Source organism: Cobetia sp. 1CM21F, assembly GCF_023161745.1.
Taxonomy (GTDB): Bacteria; Pseudomonadota; Gammaproteobacteria; order Pseudomonadales; family Halomonadaceae; genus Cobetia; species Cobetia amphilecti.
The window spans coordinates 460,753-479,497 of record NZ_JALNTQ010000002.1; the positions used below are offsets into that span (position 1 = coordinate 460,753).

The window sequence follows — 18,745 nt, forward strand, 5'->3', positions numbered from 1 at the left end:
TCGTTCGGCCAACTCCGTCACTTTCTGGGCATTTCTGGTACGTGGCGATATGCTATCTCTGCACTTAATCGTTCAAGCTTTTCATCTTCAGGAACCCGACGCCTGTGTCATCGCCTCGCCGCATCACTCTCAAGGAGCTAGCCGCTCAACTCGGCGTCTCCACCGCCAGCGTCTCCAACGCCTTCAACCGCCCCGACCAGCTCTCGCCAGCATTGCGCGAGCGGGTGCTCGAGGAGGCCAGACGCCTTGGCTACCGTGGCCCGGATGCCAAGGCGCGCAGTCTGCGCACGGGGCGCTCACGGATCATCGCCGTGGTACTCGCGGAGACGCTGACCTACAGCCTCAAGGACGCCGTCGCCAGCGAACTGCTGTCGGGCATCGCGGAAGTGCTGGATGCTCACGGCCATACCCTGCTGCTGCTTTCAGGCCGCCAGAATGCCTCCCAGGTGCCCGGATCTTCCAGCATCGCCGATGGCTTCATCGTCTACGGGCTGATGGCCAGCATGGCGCTGGTGGAGGAACTCCAGAGCGCGGGTCACAAGCCCATCGTGGCGGTCGACTTCGATCTTGGCGACCACCCCGCCATCCATGTGGATGATGAGCCCGCCTGCTACGCCATCGCGCAACATGCCTTGCAGACACCCGCCAGTCGTATCGGTATCGTCAACCTGCGCCTGACCGACACGCCCTGCAATGGCCCCATCACCGATGCCCATACGCTGCTTCCGGCCGGCCGTACCATTACTCGCTCGCGTCTGGCGGGGTTTCATCGCGCCCTGGCAGACCAAGAGGTGTCTTTGCAAGACGTCGCGATGTGGAACATCGAGGAAAACACCTATGAAGTCTGCGCGCCGGTACTGGCAGAGATACTCGACCTGCCGGGCAGCGAGCGGCCAGACCTCCTGCTGTGCATGTCAGACCGTATTGCTCTGACCGCCGTGACCCTGGCCGAACAACGTGGCATCCGAATTCCCGAGGATCTGCGTATCACCGGCTTCGATGGCATCGAGGAAGGACAATATCGGTCACCGCGCCTGACCACCGTCCACCAGGACAGTACCGAGAAAGGCCGCCTTGCCGCGCGAATGATTCTGGGGCTGGAGCCCGCCTCATCACACCGACTCTCGACACAGCTGATCCAGGGCGAGACCTGCCCGTGAGGAGACGTCGCCAGGAGTGACGCTATGGGGCGTGGCAGGTATCATCCCCAGCCCGTTCATCGCAGCCGAGGGAGGTTCCTATGCCGATCCTGCACAGCATCATTCACCGTATCGACAAGGGCAATAGCGAGACGCCGGCCCAGCTGGTGCCTGCCGCCACCGCCCTGCCGGCATCCGATGCACTGGAGGATCTGGTGTCCGGGCTCAATGATGCCTACCACGGCAAGGCCAAGAACTGGGGGCGTTTCAATGAAGACGCGCCTGCTGCCTTCCCCGCCGAGCTGGCGTCTTTCCTCGCAGGTGATACCGATTTCGCGAGCCTGACCCAGACGCTTGCCAGTCGACTCATGCCGTTGATCGATGACAACCTCCCGACAGGCGGCCATCTGCTGGTGGTGGATCACCAACAGGGTGAGACGCGTCATCTGTTCATGGCGTTGCTGCACCATCGTGATGGCTTCGCGATCGACGAGTCCCTCGCGGTAACGCCCGCTCGACAGCTCAACATGACCCAGATGTCGCTGGCCGCACGACTGGATATCAGTCAGTGGCAAGGCAGCTCGACGTCTCACCCCTATCTGTCCTGGGCGCGCGATCGCGGACGCACCAAGCTCGCCGAGGCCTTCGCCGAAACGCTGGGCGCACAGGAGCAGCGGGATGCCGGTCAGGAAACCCGCACCCTGCTCAAGGCGTTCAGCGACTATGTCGAGAAGGAAGACATGGCCGAGGAAGCCAGCCGGCAGAAGACCGACACCTTGGTCGATTACGCCACCGATCAGGCCAAGCTCGGCGAGCCGATCACGCTGGACCAGCTGTCAGAGCTGATCGATGAAGAGCACCCGCAGGCCTTCTACGATCACATTCGCAACAGTGACTACGGACTGTCGCCGGAAATCCCGCCGGACAAGAAGACGCTCAACCAGTTCAAGCGTTTCACCGGGCGCGCCGCGGGCGTCTCGATCAGCTTTGACTCGCACCTGCTGGGCGACTCGGTGGAATACGATGAAGCGAGTGACCGTCTGATCATCAAGCAGGTCCCGACGGGCCTGCGTGATCAGCTCAAGCAGCGCTGAGCCATGCCAACTGGCAGCTGACGCGAACAGATGTGCGCTGACCCGCCAGCAGTGCATCACAACGACAAGGGCCCGCTGCTGATGCAGCGGGCCCTTGTCGTCTAACTCTGTCGTCTAACTCTGTCGTTCTGCGCTCTTCGTCCTTCTCGCTTGGCAAGTGGCAGTGGCGTGTCACGCCACGCCCTTGAAGCGCCCCTGCACGATACGGTCAATCACCATGGCGCACAGCAGTATGGCAATACCGGCCAACAATCCTTGCCCCTTGGCGGCGTACTGCAGCGCCATCAGCACATCAGACCCCAAGCCTTCGGCACCGATCAGGGAGGCGATGACCACCATCGACAGGCACATCAGAATCGTCTGATTGACCCCTGTCATGATGTTGGGCATCGCCAAGGGAATCTCGACATCGAGCAGCAGCTTGCGTCGCGTGCAGCCGAAGGCCAATGCCGCCTCCACGATGGTGGGTGGCACCTGACGAATCCCCAATGCCGTCAGTCTGACGACCGGCGGCAGCCCGAAGATGATGGTCGCCATGATCCCCGGTGGCTTGCCGGTCCCGAAGAACGCGATGATGGGTATCAGATAGACGAAGGCAGGCATGGTCTGCATGAAGTCCAGCACGGGCTCCGTGACGGCATGCGCGTACCGGTTCTTGGCACACCAGATGCCAAGCGGGACACCGATGAGCACGCAGATCGTGGCGGCGGCTCCGAGCAGCGCTATCGTCGACATGCTCTTTTCCCAGAAGCCCAGGAATGCCAGGTAGCCCAGGGCCGCTGCGGTGAAGATGGCGACTCTGGGCCCCGCCAGACGCCAGGCCATGACCAGCGTCAGGATCATGATCACCGGCCAGGGCGTATCGACCAGAATGACTTCAAGCGTGTCGAGCAGCAGGCTGATGCCGTTGGCGATGCCGTCAAAGACACTCCCGCCGTGAAGGGCGATGTAATCAAAGACACCGTCGGTCCAGCTGGCCGTAGAGGAGTAGATAGCCTGATTGCTGGGGAATGCCAGCAACCAGCTGACCGGCTTCTCAACCGTGTAGCGATAGAGCGTGACCGGGTATATCAGCACCAGAGCAAGCACCCCATAGAAGAGACTCAGCCAGCTGAAACCACTACGTTCCCGCTTGTTGACCCGCCAGCGGCAGTACTTCTTCTCATAGACAGGAATCGCGACCAGACCCTGTACGACCATGATCACCACCAGGGCGACCCCACCCCACAGCATCAACTCATTGCCACCGGAGGCTGAGGCATTGGCCGCCGTCATCATCCTTTCCGCGGCTTGCTGCAGGTTATCCGAGGCACGTTGCAGGGAGTCCGCATTGGCAGCCCCCGCCTCAAGGGCCAGCCTGGCCTTCTCGGACATTTCCTCTGACTTGGCCATCAAGCCAGTGGCGCGGGAGATCTGTTCTGCCCCAAGCTCCCCCCAGAGGCCCTTGCCGATCTGCACCATCGCCAACAGGCAGGCGATCGCACTCAACCAGAACATGCCCCAGAGATGTCGTGATGCAGCCCACAGTGGGCCAAAGACGGCAGCGGTGACATTGAAGGTCCACGCCATGCCGGTATGTGACTGCACCTTGTGGAATTGTGTCTCGTAGTACTTGCCGTTTCTGTCGGCAAAATTCTGAACCGAATGGTCGGCTCCTGACACCGTCGATGGCTTCACGTTATCTTTCATCCTGTTGCCCTCCCCGGATACCCAACAGCAGCCTGTCCTTGGTAATCATGCCGACCTCCTCGCCATCGCTCTGCGTCACGAGTACGGGCAAGTCGCTGGAGGTGGACACCTCGATCAATGCTTCCAGTGACGTCTCTTGCGTGACACGTGGCGCCTGGCGCATCGCATCTTCATCACTGAGCATCTCGACATCGATCTCCTGCATGATCGCGCTGGCCGAGATGAGTTTGAGGTTCGAGATATCCTTGACGAATTCACGTACGTAATCGTCTTCAGGATGCATGACGATCTGCTCAGGCGTTCCCACCTGCACCAGCTGGCCATCCTTCATGATGGCGATCCTATCGCCGATACGGATTGCCTCATCCAGGTCATGAGTGATGAAGATGGTGGTCTTCTTGAGCGTCTTGGTCAGCGTCACGAACTGATCCTGAAGCTCACGGCGAATCAAGGGGTCCAGTGCACTGAATGGCTCATCCATCAACAACACTTCCGGGTCACTGGCCAACGCCCTCGCCAAGCCAACACGCTGCTGCATCCCCCCGGAAAGTTGAGAGGGGTAATAATCCTCATAGCCATCGAGATTGACGAGGGACAGGGCATGTTGGGAGATATCCCAACGCTTGGACTTGGGAATCCCCTGGACCTCGAGAGGAAAAGCGACGTTATCCAGCACACTGCGATGGGGAAGCAATGCCATGTGCTGAAAGACCATGCCGATATTCTTGGCGCGTATATCGCGTAATTCATCGCGCGACAGTGTCGCCATGTCCTTGCCAAGCACCTCGATGGTGCCTGAGGTAGGTTCAATGAGCCGATTGAAGTGGCGAATCAAGGTCGACTTGCCACTGCCCGACAACCCCATGATGCAAAATATCTCACCGCGCTCGACGCTGAAGGAGACATCAGAGATTCCGACGACACAGTCGTACCTGTCTCTGACACTGGCTTTGTCCAGATCCTCTTCTTCAATGGCCTTCAAGACATCCGAAGGGTTTTGACCAAAGATTTTCCAGACACCCTCCAGGCGAATGACCGTTTCCTGCATGATGCGTACCCCTTGTCCTGTCGGCAGCGCCGTGACTCTAGCCAAGCCAGTGGGCGAATCCATGACTGATGCCTTCCCCTCATGGAAAGGCAGGAGTCGTCTCACTTGTCAGTCGATTGTCATGCATGGCGTCACTGCGCAAGCCATGACTCCACAAGACCCGCGTGGTCAGCCACCCATTCATGGGCGTAGGCCTCAGGGTCTTTCTTGTCGACGGTCAGGGCGTAACTCATGTCATTGATCTGTTCGAGATCCAGATTTACATGACTCAGAAGGTTCGCGGCAGCAGGTTGCTCGGACTCGAGTTTCCTGGCGTAATGGATATAAAGCGCGGCCTCCGGCCAGGCGCTGTCGGCATTGGACTTTTCCAGCCAATCAGGGTCATCAGTCGGCTGGATGATATGCCAGGTATCCGGGTCATGCGGGGGTTCCTCAAGATGGACCAGGTCATACATCTGGAACATCTGGTGCGGGCTGTAACAGAAGAAGACGATCGGCTTGTCAGCCTTGTCTGAGGCAGATAGCTCGGCGACGAACAGGGTTTCGTCCAGCTCGTAGAGCTTCATGGTCTGATCATAGCCGTAGCTCTTGGCCTTGATTCTTTCGACCATGCTGGAAGCTGCAGCAGGAGGCCCCGCCCACAGCTCGCCGTAACCATCCCCGTCACGATCAAACAGCTTCGCCGTCTCGGGATTGGTCAGATCATAGATGGACGAGATGCCGTATTGCTCTGATACCTCTCGGGTCACACAGATACCCTGTGTTGCCTCCACTCCATTCATGTCCTGAAGCACGGTGCCGCGCTCCTTGACGTACTTGTCATGCAGACTCTGCTGATTGGGGAGCCACACTTCGGGATGAACGTCGATAGTGCCCTTGTCCATCGCCTCGAAGATGACGGCGTTGGTGCCATTCTGCAGCCCGACATCCAGACCGAGATAATCCTCCATCACGACTTTCAGAATGTGGCTGGTCGCCGCAGCGGTTGGCCAGTTGGGGACGCCCACGGTGACATCTGCAGCGTTTGCCAGGCCACTGGACAGGGAGAGTATCAATGTCGACGTGATATGTTTCATCGGTATCATCACTGCTTCCTTGTATTGTTGTTGTCTTGGTATGAGTGACTTACATGTTGGGATAGTTGGGCCCGCCGCCACCTTCCGGCACGACCCAGCGAATGTTCTGCGCCGGGTCCTTGATGTCACATGTCTTGCAGTGAAGGCAGTTCTGCGCGTTGATCTGGAAGCGCTTGCCTGCCGTTTCCTGCACGACTTCGTATACACCAGCAGGGCAATAACGCTGCGCCGGTTCCTCATATCTGGGCAGGTTGACGCTGATCGGAATCGACGCATCCTGCAGTGTCAAATGACAGGGCTGGTCTTCTGCATGCTGGGTATTGGAGAGGTACACCGAGGAGAGCTTGTCGAAACTGAGGACGCCATCGGGTTTGGGGTACTCGATGGCACGACTTTTTTCGGCGGGCTTCATCTGAGCGTGGTCTGGGGTATCATCGCGCAGACGAAATGGCAGCTTGCCTCGGAATAGATTCTGATCGAGGAAATTGAAGGCCCCGCCGAGCACTGGCCCCAGTCTGTGCAATGCCGGCCCGAAATTGCGACTGGCATACAACTCTTCGTGTACCCAGGACGCCTGGAAGCGCTCGCGATACTCATGCAGCTCATTGCCGCCGCTATCGCCTTGTTGCAGCGCTTCAAAGACAGTCTCTGCCGCCAACAATCCCGACTTCATCGCGGTATGCGTGCCCTTTATCTTGGCGAAGTTCAGTGTGCCCGCGTTACAACCAATCAGTAGCCCGCCCGGGAAGGTCATCTTAGGCAAGGCGTTGTAGCCCCCCTTGCAGATGGCACGCGCCCCGTAGGAAACGCGCTTGCCTCCCGTCAGGTATTGCGCCAGCGCCGGGTGATGCTTGAGTCGTTGGAACTCATCGAAGGGACTGACATGCGGATTGGAGTAATTCAGATCGACGATCAAGCCGACAACCACTTGCTGCTTGTCGCCGTGATAGAGGAAGAAGCCACCTGAGGTGCCATCGCTCAACGGCCAGCCAGTGCCATGCACGACCAACCCCGGCTGATGGAGCTCCGGGGCGATATCCCAAAGCTCCTTGATACCCAGACCGTAATGCTGACTGTCGGCTTCGGCGTCCAGCGAGAAATTCTGATAGAGCGACTTGCCCAGGTGGCCCCGGCAGCCTTCGGCAAACAGCGTATAGCGGGCGTGCAACTCTATCCCCTGCATATAGCTGTCGTTGGGCTGGCCATCTCGACTGACCCCCATGTCCCCGGTGGCGATACCCTTCACGGCGCCATTGTCGTGATACAGCACCTCACTGGCGGCGAATCCGGGGAATATCTCGACCCCCAATGCCTCCGCCTGCTCTGCCAGCCAGCGACACAGATTGCCGAGGCTGACGATGTAGTTGCCCTGGTTATGAAGTGTCCTGGGCACCAGCCAATCGGGAAACTGCAACGTGCGCTCCTGATTGGGCAGGTACAGCACCTGGTCCTCGGCCACAGGCACGCCGATGGGCGCCCCGCGCGCCTCCCAGTCCGGGAACAGCTCATCAAGGGCACGCGTCTCCAGAATGGCGCCGGACAGGATATGGGCACCGACTTCCGAGCCTTTCTCGACGACGCAGACCGACAGCTCCGTCCCCGCTGCCTGCGCCTGCTGCATCAATCGACAGGCAGCTGCCAGCCCCGACGGGCCCGCCCCGACGATGACGACATCAAACTCCATGGCTTCACGATCATCCTGACTCATGGACTCTCTCCTCACCCGATCATCGAGGTATGTGAACGCTGACGCGCCGCCGCCAGGGTATTGCGCATCAGGCAGGCAACCGTCATCGGGCCGATCCCCCCGGGCACCGGCGTCAAGCCACCGGCCTTGCTGACCGCTGCGTCAAAATCGACATCCCCCACCAGGCGTGTCTCGCCCTTGGCGCTCTCGATGCGATTGATACCAACATCGAGGACGGTGGCCCCCGGCTTGATGTGCTCGGCTCCTATCACGCCGGGCAGCCCCACGGCGACGACGAGGATATCCGCCCGCCGACACTCCGCCACGACATCCTGACTGCGCGAGTGCAGCGTGGTGACGGTGCAGTTGGCGTTGAGCAGCAACTGCCCGATGGGTTTGCCCACGATGTTGGAGCGGCCGACCACCACAGCCTTCAAGCCGGACAGATCGCCAAGGCGGTCCTGCAGCAGCAACAGACACCCCAGTGGCGTACAGGGCACCATGCCCGGCTCACCTGCGCTCAGGCGGCCGACATTGATGGGATGGAATCCATCGACGTCCTTGGCGGGATCGATCGCCTCGATGACAGCGCTTTCATTGATATGCTCAGGCAACGGCAGTTGTACGAGAATGCCATCCACACTGTCGTCTTCATTCAAGAGCGCGATCAGTGACAGCAATTGCGCCTCGGTCGTCTCAGCGCCCAGCAGATGCTGGAATGAGGCGATGCCGACCTCTTCGGCCTGACGCATCTTGGTCCGGACGTACACCTGACTGGCGGCATCACTGCCGACCAGCACCACCGCAAGTCCCGGTTGATGTCCCGTCTCGGCCGCGAAGATGGCAACCTCCTCTGCCACCTCGCCCCTCAGCCGCTTGGCGAAGGCCTTGCCATCGATCACGATGCTGCACGTCTCTTCGATTGCCTGGGAGGCACTCAGCTGATTCATTGCTCCACTCCTCTGCCTCAGAAGACGACGGTTCTCAATCCGTTCTGGAAGACACGGTGCGAGACGTGGTATTTGACAGCTCGCGCCAGCGCCTGCGCTTCCATGTCACGCCCGACCTGGGTGAGATGCTTCGGATCATGGGCATGGTCGACCCGCTCGACCATCTGCTCGATGATGGGACCTTCGTCCAGGTCTCCCGTCACGTAATGTGCGGTGGCACCGATCAGCTTCACGCCACGGTCGTAGGCCTGGTAATACGGCTTGGCCCCTTTGAAGCCGGGCAGGAAGGAGTGGTGGATATTGATGCAGCGCCCTGCCAGCTCCTTGCTCAGCGTGTCGGAGAGAATCTGCATGTAACGTGCGAGGACGACCAATTCCGTATCAGTGCTACGGATGATTTCCAGCAGGCGCGATTCCTGTTGCGGCTTGGTCTCCTTGGTCACTGGCAGATGAATGAATTCGATGCCTTCGCGCTCTGCCATCTCACGCAGGTCTTCGTGATTGGACACGATGGCCGTGATGTCGATCATGAGTTCGCCGGTCGCACGGCGATACAGCAAGTCACGTAGACAGTGATCATATTTGGACACCATGATCAGCACCTTGGCGCGTTCCGAGGCGTCATGGATTTCCCATTCCATGTCGAAACTCATGGCAGTGACTTCAAAGGCCGCCTTCATCTGGTCGACCGTGAAGGTGCGATCCCCTTCAAAGACGAACTCGATGGTCGAGAAGAAGCGACCGGTTTCCTGGTCATCGAATTGATGCAGTTCCTTGATGAAGCAACCACGGTCGGACATGAAGTTGCCCAGTGCCGCCACGATGCCGACACGTCCCGGGCAGGAGACTTTGAGGATGTAGGAATTCTTGTTTTTCATGATTGTTGTTTTTACGCTCCTGGGTCGGGCTCTTAGAGAGCGGAATCGAATTGCGGCATGACCTCGAAGAGATCACCGACGATGCCGTAGTCAGCGACCTGGAAGATCGGGGCATCCGGATCCTTGTTGACGGCCACGATGACCTTGGCGTCCTTCATGCCTGCCAGGTGCTGAATGGCGCCGGAGATGCCTACAGCAATGTAAAGCTCAGGTGCGACCACCTTGCCGGTCTGGCCAACCTGGTAGTCGTTGGGAACGAAGCCGGCATCCACCGCGGCACGTGAGGCGCCGACGGCGGCCCCCATCTTGCTGGCCACGCTGTCGAGCATTGCGAAGTTCTCGCCATTCCCCATGCCGCGCCCGCCTGAAATGACCACACGGGCGGTGGCGAGCTCCGGGCCCTCGGATTGTGGCGCGGAGCGCCCCATGACCCGGGCTTTGTCTTGCGGTGACGGCGCCGGCAATGTCACACATGCTGCGCTGCCCTCCATTTCACTGAAGGCCTCGAATTTGGTACTGCGAACGGTAATGACCTTGGTCGCCTCCTGGCTGCGATAGGTCGCAAGCACATTCCCGGCATAGATGGGACGCTCGAAGGTATTGGCGTCTACTACCGCACTGATGTCGGAGAGTTGCGCGACATCGAGCAGCGCCGCCACTCGCGGCATCAGGTTCTTGCCGAAGCTGTTGGCTGGGGCTAGCAGGTGCGTATAGCCCTCTGCACACCCCTTGACGATCGGTGCCATATCTTCTGCTGCCGGCAGCGCGAATTGTGCTGCGTCTACCGTCATTACCTGACGAACTCCACTGAACCGAGCGGCTGCCTGGGTGACTGCCTCACAGTCATGCCCCATGACCAGCAGGTCGATGTCACTGCCTAGCTGATGTGCCGCCGTCAGTGTATTGAGAGTGGCCGAGGCAATTTCACGATTATCGTGATCCACGATGACAAGAATCGACATGACGCACTCCTTAAATGACGGTGGCTTCGTTCTTGAGTTTTTCCACGAGTTCGCCGGCCGAATTGACCAACACTCCCCCGGATTCGCGTGCCGGCATCTCGCTCATCGACACCAGCTCGAGTCGTGGCGTGAGGTCCACGCCCAGCTCACTGGCCTCCAAGGTTTCCAGCGGCTTTTTCTTGGCTTTCATGATCGCCGGGAGTGAGGCATAACGCGGTTCATTCAGACGCAGGTCCACACTGACCACTGCCGGCAAGGACAACGCCAACGTTTCCAGGCCGTTGTCGACCTCGCGCACGACTTCCAGCGCACCGTCCGTCGTGGTCAACGTCGAGGCGAAGGTGCCTTGCGGCCAGTCCATCATGGCGCCCAGCATCTGGGCGGTCTGGTTGCAGTCATCATCGATGGCCTGCTTGCCCAGCATGACCAGGTCCACCCCTTCCCGCTCGACCAGCGCCTTGAAGACCTTGGCCACTGACAGCGACTCGGTACTCCCGTCGAAAGGCACATGAATGGCTCTATCAGCTCCGACGGCCAGTGCCTGGCGAAGCGTTTCCTGGGACTTGTCCGGCCCGATGGAGACGACGATGACTTCCTCGGCGACGCCGGCTTCCTTCAGTGTGATGGCCTGTTCGACGGCCACCTCATCAAAGGGGTTGATGGCCATCTTGATGTTGTCGAGATCCACCCCGGAGCCATCGGCCTTGACCCTGACTTGCACGTTGTGATCGATGACACGTTTGACACCTACCAGAATCTTCATGCGATCCCTCCACGACTAGCGTCGATTTGTAGTGTTGTAAGCAACGGTGTGCGCGAGACGATGATTGTTTGAGTGGCAGTGAGTGTTTGAGAAACAGTAATTGAGAAACAGTGATTGAGAGACAGCACCTCTCGGCAGGGCCGTGACGGCCCGCCAGACAACGACCACAGAGAGGTGCTCTCAACATTGCTCAACGAAACGCATCACGGCACTGCAATGTGATGGCTCAAGACCTCACGCGAATGTCATGACTTGAGCAACGCATTGTCGGGATCGAGCAATGGCCCCGCCACGACACGTGCCGCATGCTGCTCACCGATGATGTCGACATGCAGATCCGCGCCCTCTTCAGCGTGCTCCGGGTTCACGAAGCCCATGGCGATGTTCTTGTTGACCCGGTAGCCGTAGCCAGCCGATGTCACGGTGCCGACCACCTTGCCATCGGCGTAGATGGAATCACCGGGGTGCGCGGCAGCATGCTGGCAATCGACCACCAGGGTGACGAACTTGCGGCGCATCGGCTTGCCTTCCTTGGCCAGCAACGCTTCCTTGCCCGGGAAGGTCGGCTTGTCCATCTTCACGAAGCGGCCCAGGTCACTCTCGAAGGGATCAAATTCGGTGATCAGATCGGCTTTCCAGTGGCGATAGCTCTTCTCGAGACGCATGGATTCCGTAGCCAGTGAGCCAAAGGGCTTCAGATCAAAGGCTTGTCCTGCTTCATCCAGCAGCTTGTAGGCCAGATAGAGTTGCTCGTTGGGGACGTGCAGCTCCCAACCCAGTTCCCCGCTGAAGCTCACCCGCAGCGCCATGGCCTCGGCATGACCGATATAGACCTTCTTGGCCGTCAGCCACGGGAATGCCTGGTTGCTCCAGTCGGTGCGTGGCGAGAGAGAGGCCAACAGATCACGTGACTTCGGCCCGCTCACCACCAGGATGGTGTGTGAATTGGTCATGGGGACCAGCTCGACACCACAATCCGGCAGGTGCGCTTTCAGCCATTCCATGTCGTGATATTCGGCGGCGGCGGCAGAGCCGTACCAGAAGCGATCATCGGCCAACTTGGCCAGCGTCGCCTCACCGGCGACATTGCCCTTGTCGGTCAGGAAGTAGCACAGCCCCACACGGCCGACCTTCTTCGGCACATTGCCGCACATCAGGCTATCCAGCCATTCTGCCGCCTTGGGCCCCTTGATCTCGTAGCGGTTGAAACCACTGACTTCCATCAGGCCGACATTTTCATGCACCGCCTTGACCTCTTCGGCGACGATCTTGTCCACCTCGGTAAAGCGGAAGCTGTGCTTGAACTCGAAGTCCGGCGTCGGCTTGTAGAACAGTGCACGCTCCCAGCCATTGACGGTGCCGAACTCGGCGCCCTTCTCCTTCAACACGGAATACAACGGCGTGGTCTTGGCCAGACGTCCCGCGTCACGATGCTCATGCGGCATGTGGAAGCGGAATTCATTCTGATAGTCCTCGATCGCCTTCAGCGCGGTGAACTCGGTATTGGCATGACCGGTGAAGCGCGCCGGGTCCAGACACCAGGTGTCCCACTCGGATTCACCATGCACGATGAGTTCGGCCAGAATCTTGCCGTGACCGCCACCTTCACCCAGCCCGGCACGCAGGCCGATGATGGAATAGGCATTGGTCAGCCCCGGGGTCTTGCCGACCAGCGGGTTGCCATCGGCAGAATAGGTGATGGGGCCATTGATGATGCTGTGAATCCCGGTGCGCTCCAGGCATGGCATGCGCTTGAAGACACGCTCCATGTTGTCCAGGCAGCGGTCCAGATCATCCGGGCACAGGGCATTGACGAAGTTGGGGTCGATACCGTCCATGCCCCATGTCTTGCAGCGTTGTTCGTAGATACCGACCAGCAGACCTTTCTTCTCCTGACGGCTGTAGAAGTCATCACGCGGGTCACGTAGCAGCGGGACACGTTCCTCGCGGGCTTCCAGCTCGGGTAGCGACTCGGTCAGGAAATACATGTGCTCCATCGAGATGACGGGGTACTCGACACCCAGCATCTTGCCGACTTCGTTTACTCGGTACCCGCAGGCGTTGACGATGATCTCGCAGGTGATATCGCCATTCTTGGTCTGTACGACCCACTCGCCATTGGGTTTCTGATAGACATTCTCCACCGGGTTGTGGCGATAGATCTCCGCCCCGGCTTTACGCGCCCCACGTGCCAGCGCCTGGGTCAGCTGGGCCGGATCAATATCGCCATCGAGTGGATCCCAAAGGCCACCCAACAGCTCTTCATCGGCCTCCAGCAGCGGATGACGCTTGGCACACTCCTGAGCATCGATCAGTTCAAAGTCGACCCCCATGCCCTTGGCCAGGGAGATAAAGTGCTTATAGCCATCCATATGTTCCTGGGTCGACGCCAGGCGGATCCCCCCGGTGGCATGGTGGTAATTGATGGGATGATCCGGATCCTGAGACAACTCCTTGTAAAGCTTGATGCTGTGACTCTTCAGCCCCACCATCGTCTGAACCGCGCCGAAGTTAGTCACCTGTGCAGCAGAATGCCAGGTCGTCCCTGAAGTCAGTTCGTTGCGCTCCACCAGCACCACGTCTGTCCACCCTTCCTTGGTCAGGTGATACAGCGTGCTGCAACCGCCAATCCCACCGCCGATGACGACGACTTTTGCATGTGTCTTCATTGATATTCCTCAGCTTGTTCTTATTGATAAAACATCAAACATTACCGGCACGAACGGGCTCATCTCAGCGTTGTACTTGTTCCTTGGGCGGTGTCTTTCGGCCGTGCATCACAATGAATGAAAGCGCTTTCATTTCTAGCAGTAGAATTCAGGGCTGACAAGGTACGCCTGCTCACTTTTTTGCCTTTAAGCAAATAGGCCCCTTCCCACACCAGTCCAACGCGGAATCAACCTAGCGCGCTATCCAGTGGAAACAACTGGCAAGGATTCGGCACAAAGCAATTGCTATCGCCTTCTGAAAGAAAGGCAGTCCTGAGAAGTGATTACAATCGCGGGCTCATTGGCAGGCTGGTAACACGGGAGCATGAAAAAAATCACGGCCGCCCCCTCTTCGTGATCGCCCAAGGGGCCATGGGAAGGCACCAGACGAAGGGTCGCAATGCGACAGACGGTGTTGGCAGAAGAGAAATCAGAGGGAACGCGCACCAAGCGACAGGTGGCGAAACAGGAGATGTGTTCAAGCAGCCAGCCATACGCCATGGCCGGAGAATGATATCTCCCCCCATGGGCTGAGGGGTGAAATGAGGGTCAGAAGTCAGAAAGCCATTCGCGGGGCGGGCGAGCGCGACAATGGGGAGCGCAAGCGACAAATGACGTACTGCAGTGAACGGGCCTCTCGATCAGGAACGCGGGGGCGCACAGGAGTCGCGTACTACCAGCTCGACGTCCAGCAAGGCGGGGACCGGATGCGCCTGCTCCTTCAACCGTGCGATCAGGTATTCCGCTGCCAGTACCCCCATCCGGCGTTGCGGTGTTCGCAGTGTCGTCAGAGCCGGCGTCAGGTGCTCGGCCAGCCAGGTGTCATCAAAGCCGGTGATGGAGACCTCCCGCGGCACATCGATGCCCATGATTCTGCTTTCGAAGATCGCCCCGTAAGCAAAGGGGTCCGAGCCACAGATGATGGCGGTTGGCTTGCTGTCACGTGACATCAGCTCCCGAAACCCCTGCTGGCCATGCTCCACGCCGAAGGGACTCTGTATGACAGACGTATCGGGCATGACGATTCCGTGTTCAGCCAATGTCTCCCGTATCCCCCGCAAGCGGTGCTGCGCACGATCGTTGCCTTCCAGCCGCCCGGAAATCATCGCGAAGTCGCGGTGCCCCAGGTCCAACAGGTACTGAGTCACCTTGCTGGCAGCGTCATGATTGTCGAAACCGATGCAGGGGTGTCGCAATGTCGTATCAATGGACCAGTTGATGACATATGGGATCCCCTTAGCGTTGAGAAGATCGTAGATGCCGTCATCTCGTGACAGTCCTACTAACAGCAATGCATCCACGCCATGCGCCACCATCTGGATGATCTGCTCACGCTCTTCCTCGACATCATAGCGCGACGATGCCGCCACCATGGTATAGCCGGAATTGGAAATATACTGATGAAACTCTTCGAGTGAGTGGCCGAAAAGTGTGTTGTCCAATGACGGGACGATAGCGCCGATCATGCGTGACTTGTTGGATGCCAGGGCACGCGCCGCGGCATGTGGGACGTAGCCAGTCGTCGAAATCGACTTCTCTATCTTGAGCTTGGTGCGCTCACTGACGATATCCGGGTTATTGAGATACCGCGAAACCGTCGCCGGCGACACGCCCGCGTGTCTTGCCACATCGTCAAGTGTCACACTATTCATTCTGGATTTCGCCTTCTTGATATCCTGCCCTGTAAGACCAGCATCCCATGACCTGCCTGGCTGCTACTTACCATGTCACTTGCGACGAGGTAAATATTGGCATGTGCGGCAGCTCTTGATATTTCCGGGATATGACAACCGCGCATCACGTGACCACCCTATCAGATCACCCCTTGCACGAGAAAAATCAAACCGCCTCCCCCCCTGGCCCGGTACATCATTGCCAGAGGTAAAAAGTCCTGTTCGGCGTCAATCAGCATTCGTGGTTGACGTACTGATAGCCCACAGACTCTCTCCTTGCAACGCCAAGGGCCCGCTGAATTCTCAGCGGGCCCTTGAGTCACCTCGTCGCTCAGTATTCTCCAACCGGCTGAAGCGCTACCTGGCGAGAGTGAAGGATGTGCGAACACCTCGCTGCCACGGCGGGAAGATCGCTCAGCGCATCAACGCTTTGACGGGGCATTTCTCTCGATCATGCTGATGGATATCGCCAGGAAAAGTACGTCCTTTACCAGGAAGAAGTTGGCGATCAATACGCCATCGGTCACTTTCCACACGTCGGGAGTCGTGACCAGAAAGCTCAGTGTCGTCAGGAATATGGCACTGGCCGCGAGACCAGAATAGAACGCTACCTTCCTGTACTTGAGACCAAGCAGAATACCGATAGCGACAAGGATCTCGGACAGGCCGACCAGGTTCGATACCGCTTGTACCGACATCACGTCATAGAGCCAACCCATGGCGAAATGGTTCTCGACCAGCGGCTGAATGAGGCCCGCTTCCGTGGGAGTGAATTTGTAGACTCCCAGCCATAGCAAGAGCAACGCAACACCGAATACGCCAACGTAATAGCCGATACTGCCCTGCTTGATCCCTTGATGATTACCTTGCATTCCTCATCCTCACTCCACTCATCTCGATTCACGAAACCTGTCGGCCTCAGCGTTCATCATGCTCCCCGGCAGTGATGTCTCCACGGCCAGGATTCCTGCATGACTGATGCAATGAGATACGGCAGTTCCTCGCGCGCGGATGCAAAGGAAGGTGTTTTATTTGTCTTCTCGGGAATGTCAGACCCCGTATCGGGCGCATCTGTCCCCATGGCGGCCGCACCCTGCAACGCAAAGCATGCAACGCGATGCATAGAACGAAAAACACCGCTCTGCAGACTGCCAGAGCGGTGTTGGTAGTGGTCCAAGCGTGAACTTACAGCCCTTCGAGAATCTCATTCATCTGGGCCCGCACGCTCTGCAGGCCGCTGCCGGAGAGATACCAGAGGCCAGGTGAGAGCACGGTAACGCCAATGGTCTCACCGCCAGTGTCGGCCAACGCGGCTTTCAGCGCCTCAGCATCCATCGGGGTCTGGCCGATGGCGGCACTGCGATCGATCACATAGAGCGCATCCGGCGCCATCTCGGCGATGTTTGCCGGTGACAGCGGGTAGAAGGTGCGCTTGCCACGGCTGACCGGCTCCACGGAATCCGGCAGCTTAGGCTGAGCGATCTGCAGAAGCTCCGTCACGACCGGCTCTTGGCGCAAGATGTAGCGACCGTCGTTATGGATCACAACCAGTGCCTCGAGATCCTCCGCCAGCCCTTCACGAGCCGTCGCGATATCCGACTCAAGCGCTGCCAAGTGCTCACGCGCCTTTTCCTCCGCATGGTACTCAGATGCCAGGCTCAGTACCTTGCCGCTCAGTGCCTCGAAATAGTCGCCTTCTGCGAGAGTCACATCGCGTGTTTCCGCCACCGCCTTCAGCGCCTCTAGCGATCCAGACTGACGGCCGGTGACGAGAATCAGGTCCGGCTCCAGTCCCGCGATCGCCTCGACATCAGGCTCCTTGAGCCCGCCGATGTCTGCTCGCCCCTCCACCAGATGCGCCACGTAGGCAGGCGCGGGCTTGTGCGACACACCGATCAGATGCTCAGACAGGCCGAGCTCATCCAGCGTATCGGCAGCACCCCAGTCCAGACTGACGACGGAGGGACCATGCTCGCCCCCTTCAACCTCGTGAGCCTGCGCGCTCAATGGCAGAGAGGCCAACAACAACGTGGTGACAGATAGCGTGAGTCCAGACACTTTCATCGACATTCCCTTGGTGCAAATAATAATTGGTTCGATTTGTGTTCTGGAAACTAGCACACCTTTCTTCAGCAATCCTGCAACTGTGCGTTGCACCCAATGCAATTGATGCGCTCCAGCGTCGAAAACGCTCGCGTCACGGCGGGCTTTTGGAGCATCGCCGACAAGGGGAGCCTCGGCCCTCCTTGTCGGCGATGTTGGTTCAGAGTCTCAATGCAGAACGTCAATCACGGCATCAGGTGCCTTTATCAGGCTCCATCAGGCATCCACGAAGATCACTTCCCCAGTGATGAAGCCATCGACGGAGCGCTCGAATGCCTTGCCGACCAATGCACTCGGCACCGGCTGGAAGCCCGGCATCATTTCGCCATACACCTCCCAGGCCTCTTCCAGCACGGTAGGGTTGATGGCGTTGATGCGAATGCCACGCGGCAGTTCATAGGCAACGCATTTGACGAAGGTGTCGATGGCTCCGCTGGTGGTGGCATCCGCTATCGCCATGGGAATCGGCTTCACATTGAGAATACCGCTGATCAGAGTGAATGAGCCGCCCTCGGCGATATAGCGCTGACCGATCCGCACGAGATTGATCTGGCCCATCATCTTGCTCATCACGGTGGTCATCCACTGGGATTCGCTCATTTCGCCAAAAACCGCGTACTCGCAATAGCCGACGGTGTTGACCACCGCATCAAAGTGCCCGACCTGCTCGTAGAGATTGATGATCGACTGCTCGCTCGTGATGTCGACGATATGGTCGACCTCCCCGGAACGCCCTGCGGTGATGACCCTGTGGTTCTTCAGCCCGCTCAGTGCCGCTTGTCCCATCTTGCCCAGTGCACCAATCACGATGACGGTTTTCATATTGTGCTTCCCCTGTGGTTGACGAGTGAGGTGTCTCTCGAGTCTGCACAGTGTAAGAAGGCAGCAATACAAACAGAAACAAGCGCTTTATGTAGATGTTACAAGCCATACTGGTATCACAAACATCACAGTGCGATAGTTCTATAGCATTGA

The 18,745-nt window shown here is 58.6% G+C and carries 15 protein-coding genes; 2 read left to right on the forward strand and 13 right to left on the reverse strand.

Annotation, left to right across the window (positions count from 1 at the left end; genetic code table 11):
* The first annotated feature begins 104 nt into the window (after positions 1–104).
* On the forward strand, positions 105–1,160 hold the full coding sequence (locus MSG32_RS07590; RefSeq protein ID WP_248379037.1) for a LacI family DNA-binding transcriptional regulator: 1,056 nt from the start codon (positions 105–107) through the stop codon (positions 1,158–1,160).
* Positions 1,161–1,240: 80 nt separating this feature from the next.
* On the forward strand, positions 1,241–2,233 hold the full coding sequence (locus MSG32_RS07595) for a nucleoid-associated protein (protein ID WP_248379038.1): 993 nt from the start codon (positions 1,241–1,243) through the stop codon (positions 2,231–2,233).
* A gap of 171 nt (positions 2,234–2,404) precedes the next feature.
* Here the strand turns inward: MSG32_RS07595 and MSG32_RS07600 are convergent, their stop codons facing one another.
* The 13 genes from MSG32_RS07600 to MSG32_RS07660 all read right to left on the reverse strand — a co-directional run bounded on the left by MSG32_RS07600 (position 2,405) and on the right by MSG32_RS07660 (position 18,592).
* A complete protein-coding gene (locus tag MSG32_RS07600) occupies positions 2,405–3,922 on the reverse strand; it encodes a proline/glycine betaine ABC transporter permease (protein ID WP_248379039.1) in 1,518 nt (505 codons plus the stop codon).
* Complete coding sequence (locus tag MSG32_RS07605) at positions 3,912–5,033, reverse strand: glycine betaine/L-proline ABC transporter ATP-binding protein (RefSeq protein ID WP_248379040.1); 1,122 nt, start codon at positions 5,031–5,033, stop codon at positions 3,912–3,914. Before MSG32_RS07605 ends, MSG32_RS07600 begins: the two co-directional genes overlap by 11 nt.
* A gap of 68 nt (positions 5,034–5,101) precedes the next feature.
* On the reverse strand, positions 5,102–6,046 hold the full coding sequence (locus tag MSG32_RS07610) for a glycine betaine ABC transporter substrate-binding protein (RefSeq protein ID WP_248379041.1): 945 nt from the start codon (positions 6,044–6,046) through the stop codon (positions 5,102–5,104).
* A 49-nt stretch (positions 6,047–6,095) separates the two neighbouring features.
* A complete protein-coding gene (locus tag MSG32_RS07615) occupies positions 6,096–7,754 on the reverse strand; it encodes an electron transfer flavoprotein-ubiquinone oxidoreductase (RefSeq protein ID WP_248379042.1) in 1,659 nt (552 codons plus the stop codon).
* 11 nt (positions 7,755–7,765) lie between these two features.
* A complete protein-coding gene (folD, locus tag MSG32_RS07620) occupies positions 7,766–8,683 on the reverse strand; it encodes a bifunctional methylenetetrahydrofolate dehydrogenase/methenyltetrahydrofolate cyclohydrolase FolD (RefSeq protein ID WP_248379043.1) in 918 nt (305 codons plus the stop codon).
* 17 nt (positions 8,684–8,700) lie between these two features.
* The gene (purU, locus tag MSG32_RS07625; RefSeq protein WP_248379044.1) at positions 8,701–9,561 is read right to left on the reverse strand and encodes a formyltetrahydrofolate deformylase; all 861 of its coding nucleotides are present in this window, start codon (positions 9,559–9,561) and stop codon (positions 8,701–8,703) included.
* A 32-nt stretch (positions 9,562–9,593) separates the two neighbouring features.
* Positions 9,594–10,523 carry an FAD-binding protein gene (locus MSG32_RS07630; protein ID WP_248379045.1) on the reverse strand — a complete coding sequence of 310 codons (930 nt, stop codon included), beginning with the start codon at positions 10,521–10,523 and terminating at the stop codon, positions 9,594–9,596.
* Positions 10,524–10,533: 10 nt separating this feature from the next.
* Entirely contained in the window at positions 10,534–11,286 is a 753-nt protein-coding gene (locus MSG32_RS07635) for an electron transfer flavoprotein subunit beta/FixA family protein (protein ID WP_248379046.1), read from the reverse strand.
* Between the two features lie 245 nt (positions 11,287–11,531).
* The gene (locus MSG32_RS07640; protein WP_136938055.1) at positions 11,532–13,955 is read right to left on the reverse strand and encodes an FAD-dependent oxidoreductase; all 2,424 of its coding nucleotides are present in this window, start codon (positions 13,953–13,955) and stop codon (positions 11,532–11,534) included.
* Between the two features lie 680 nt (positions 13,956–14,635).
* A complete protein-coding gene (locus tag MSG32_RS07645; protein WP_248379047.1) occupies positions 14,636–15,646 on the reverse strand; it encodes a LacI family DNA-binding transcriptional regulator in 1,011 nt (336 codons plus the stop codon).
* Positions 15,647–16,089: 443 nt separating this feature from the next.
* Positions 16,090–16,539: a DUF417 family protein gene (locus MSG32_RS07650; RefSeq protein WP_248379048.1), complete on the reverse strand. Its 450-nt coding sequence runs from the start codon at positions 16,537–16,539 to the stop codon at positions 16,090–16,092.
* A gap of 313 nt (positions 16,540–16,852) precedes the next feature.
* Positions 16,853–17,824 (reverse strand): ABC transporter substrate-binding protein, encoded by a 972-nt coding sequence (locus MSG32_RS07655; protein ID WP_248379679.1) that lies wholly within the window; start codon positions 17,822–17,824, stop codon positions 16,853–16,855.
* A 162-nt stretch (positions 17,825–17,986) separates the two neighbouring features.
* Positions 17,987–18,592: a short chain dehydrogenase gene (locus tag MSG32_RS07660; RefSeq protein WP_248379049.1), complete on the reverse strand. Its 606-nt coding sequence runs from the start codon at positions 18,590–18,592 to the stop codon at positions 17,987–17,989.
* Positions 18,593–18,745 lie beyond the last annotated feature (153 nt).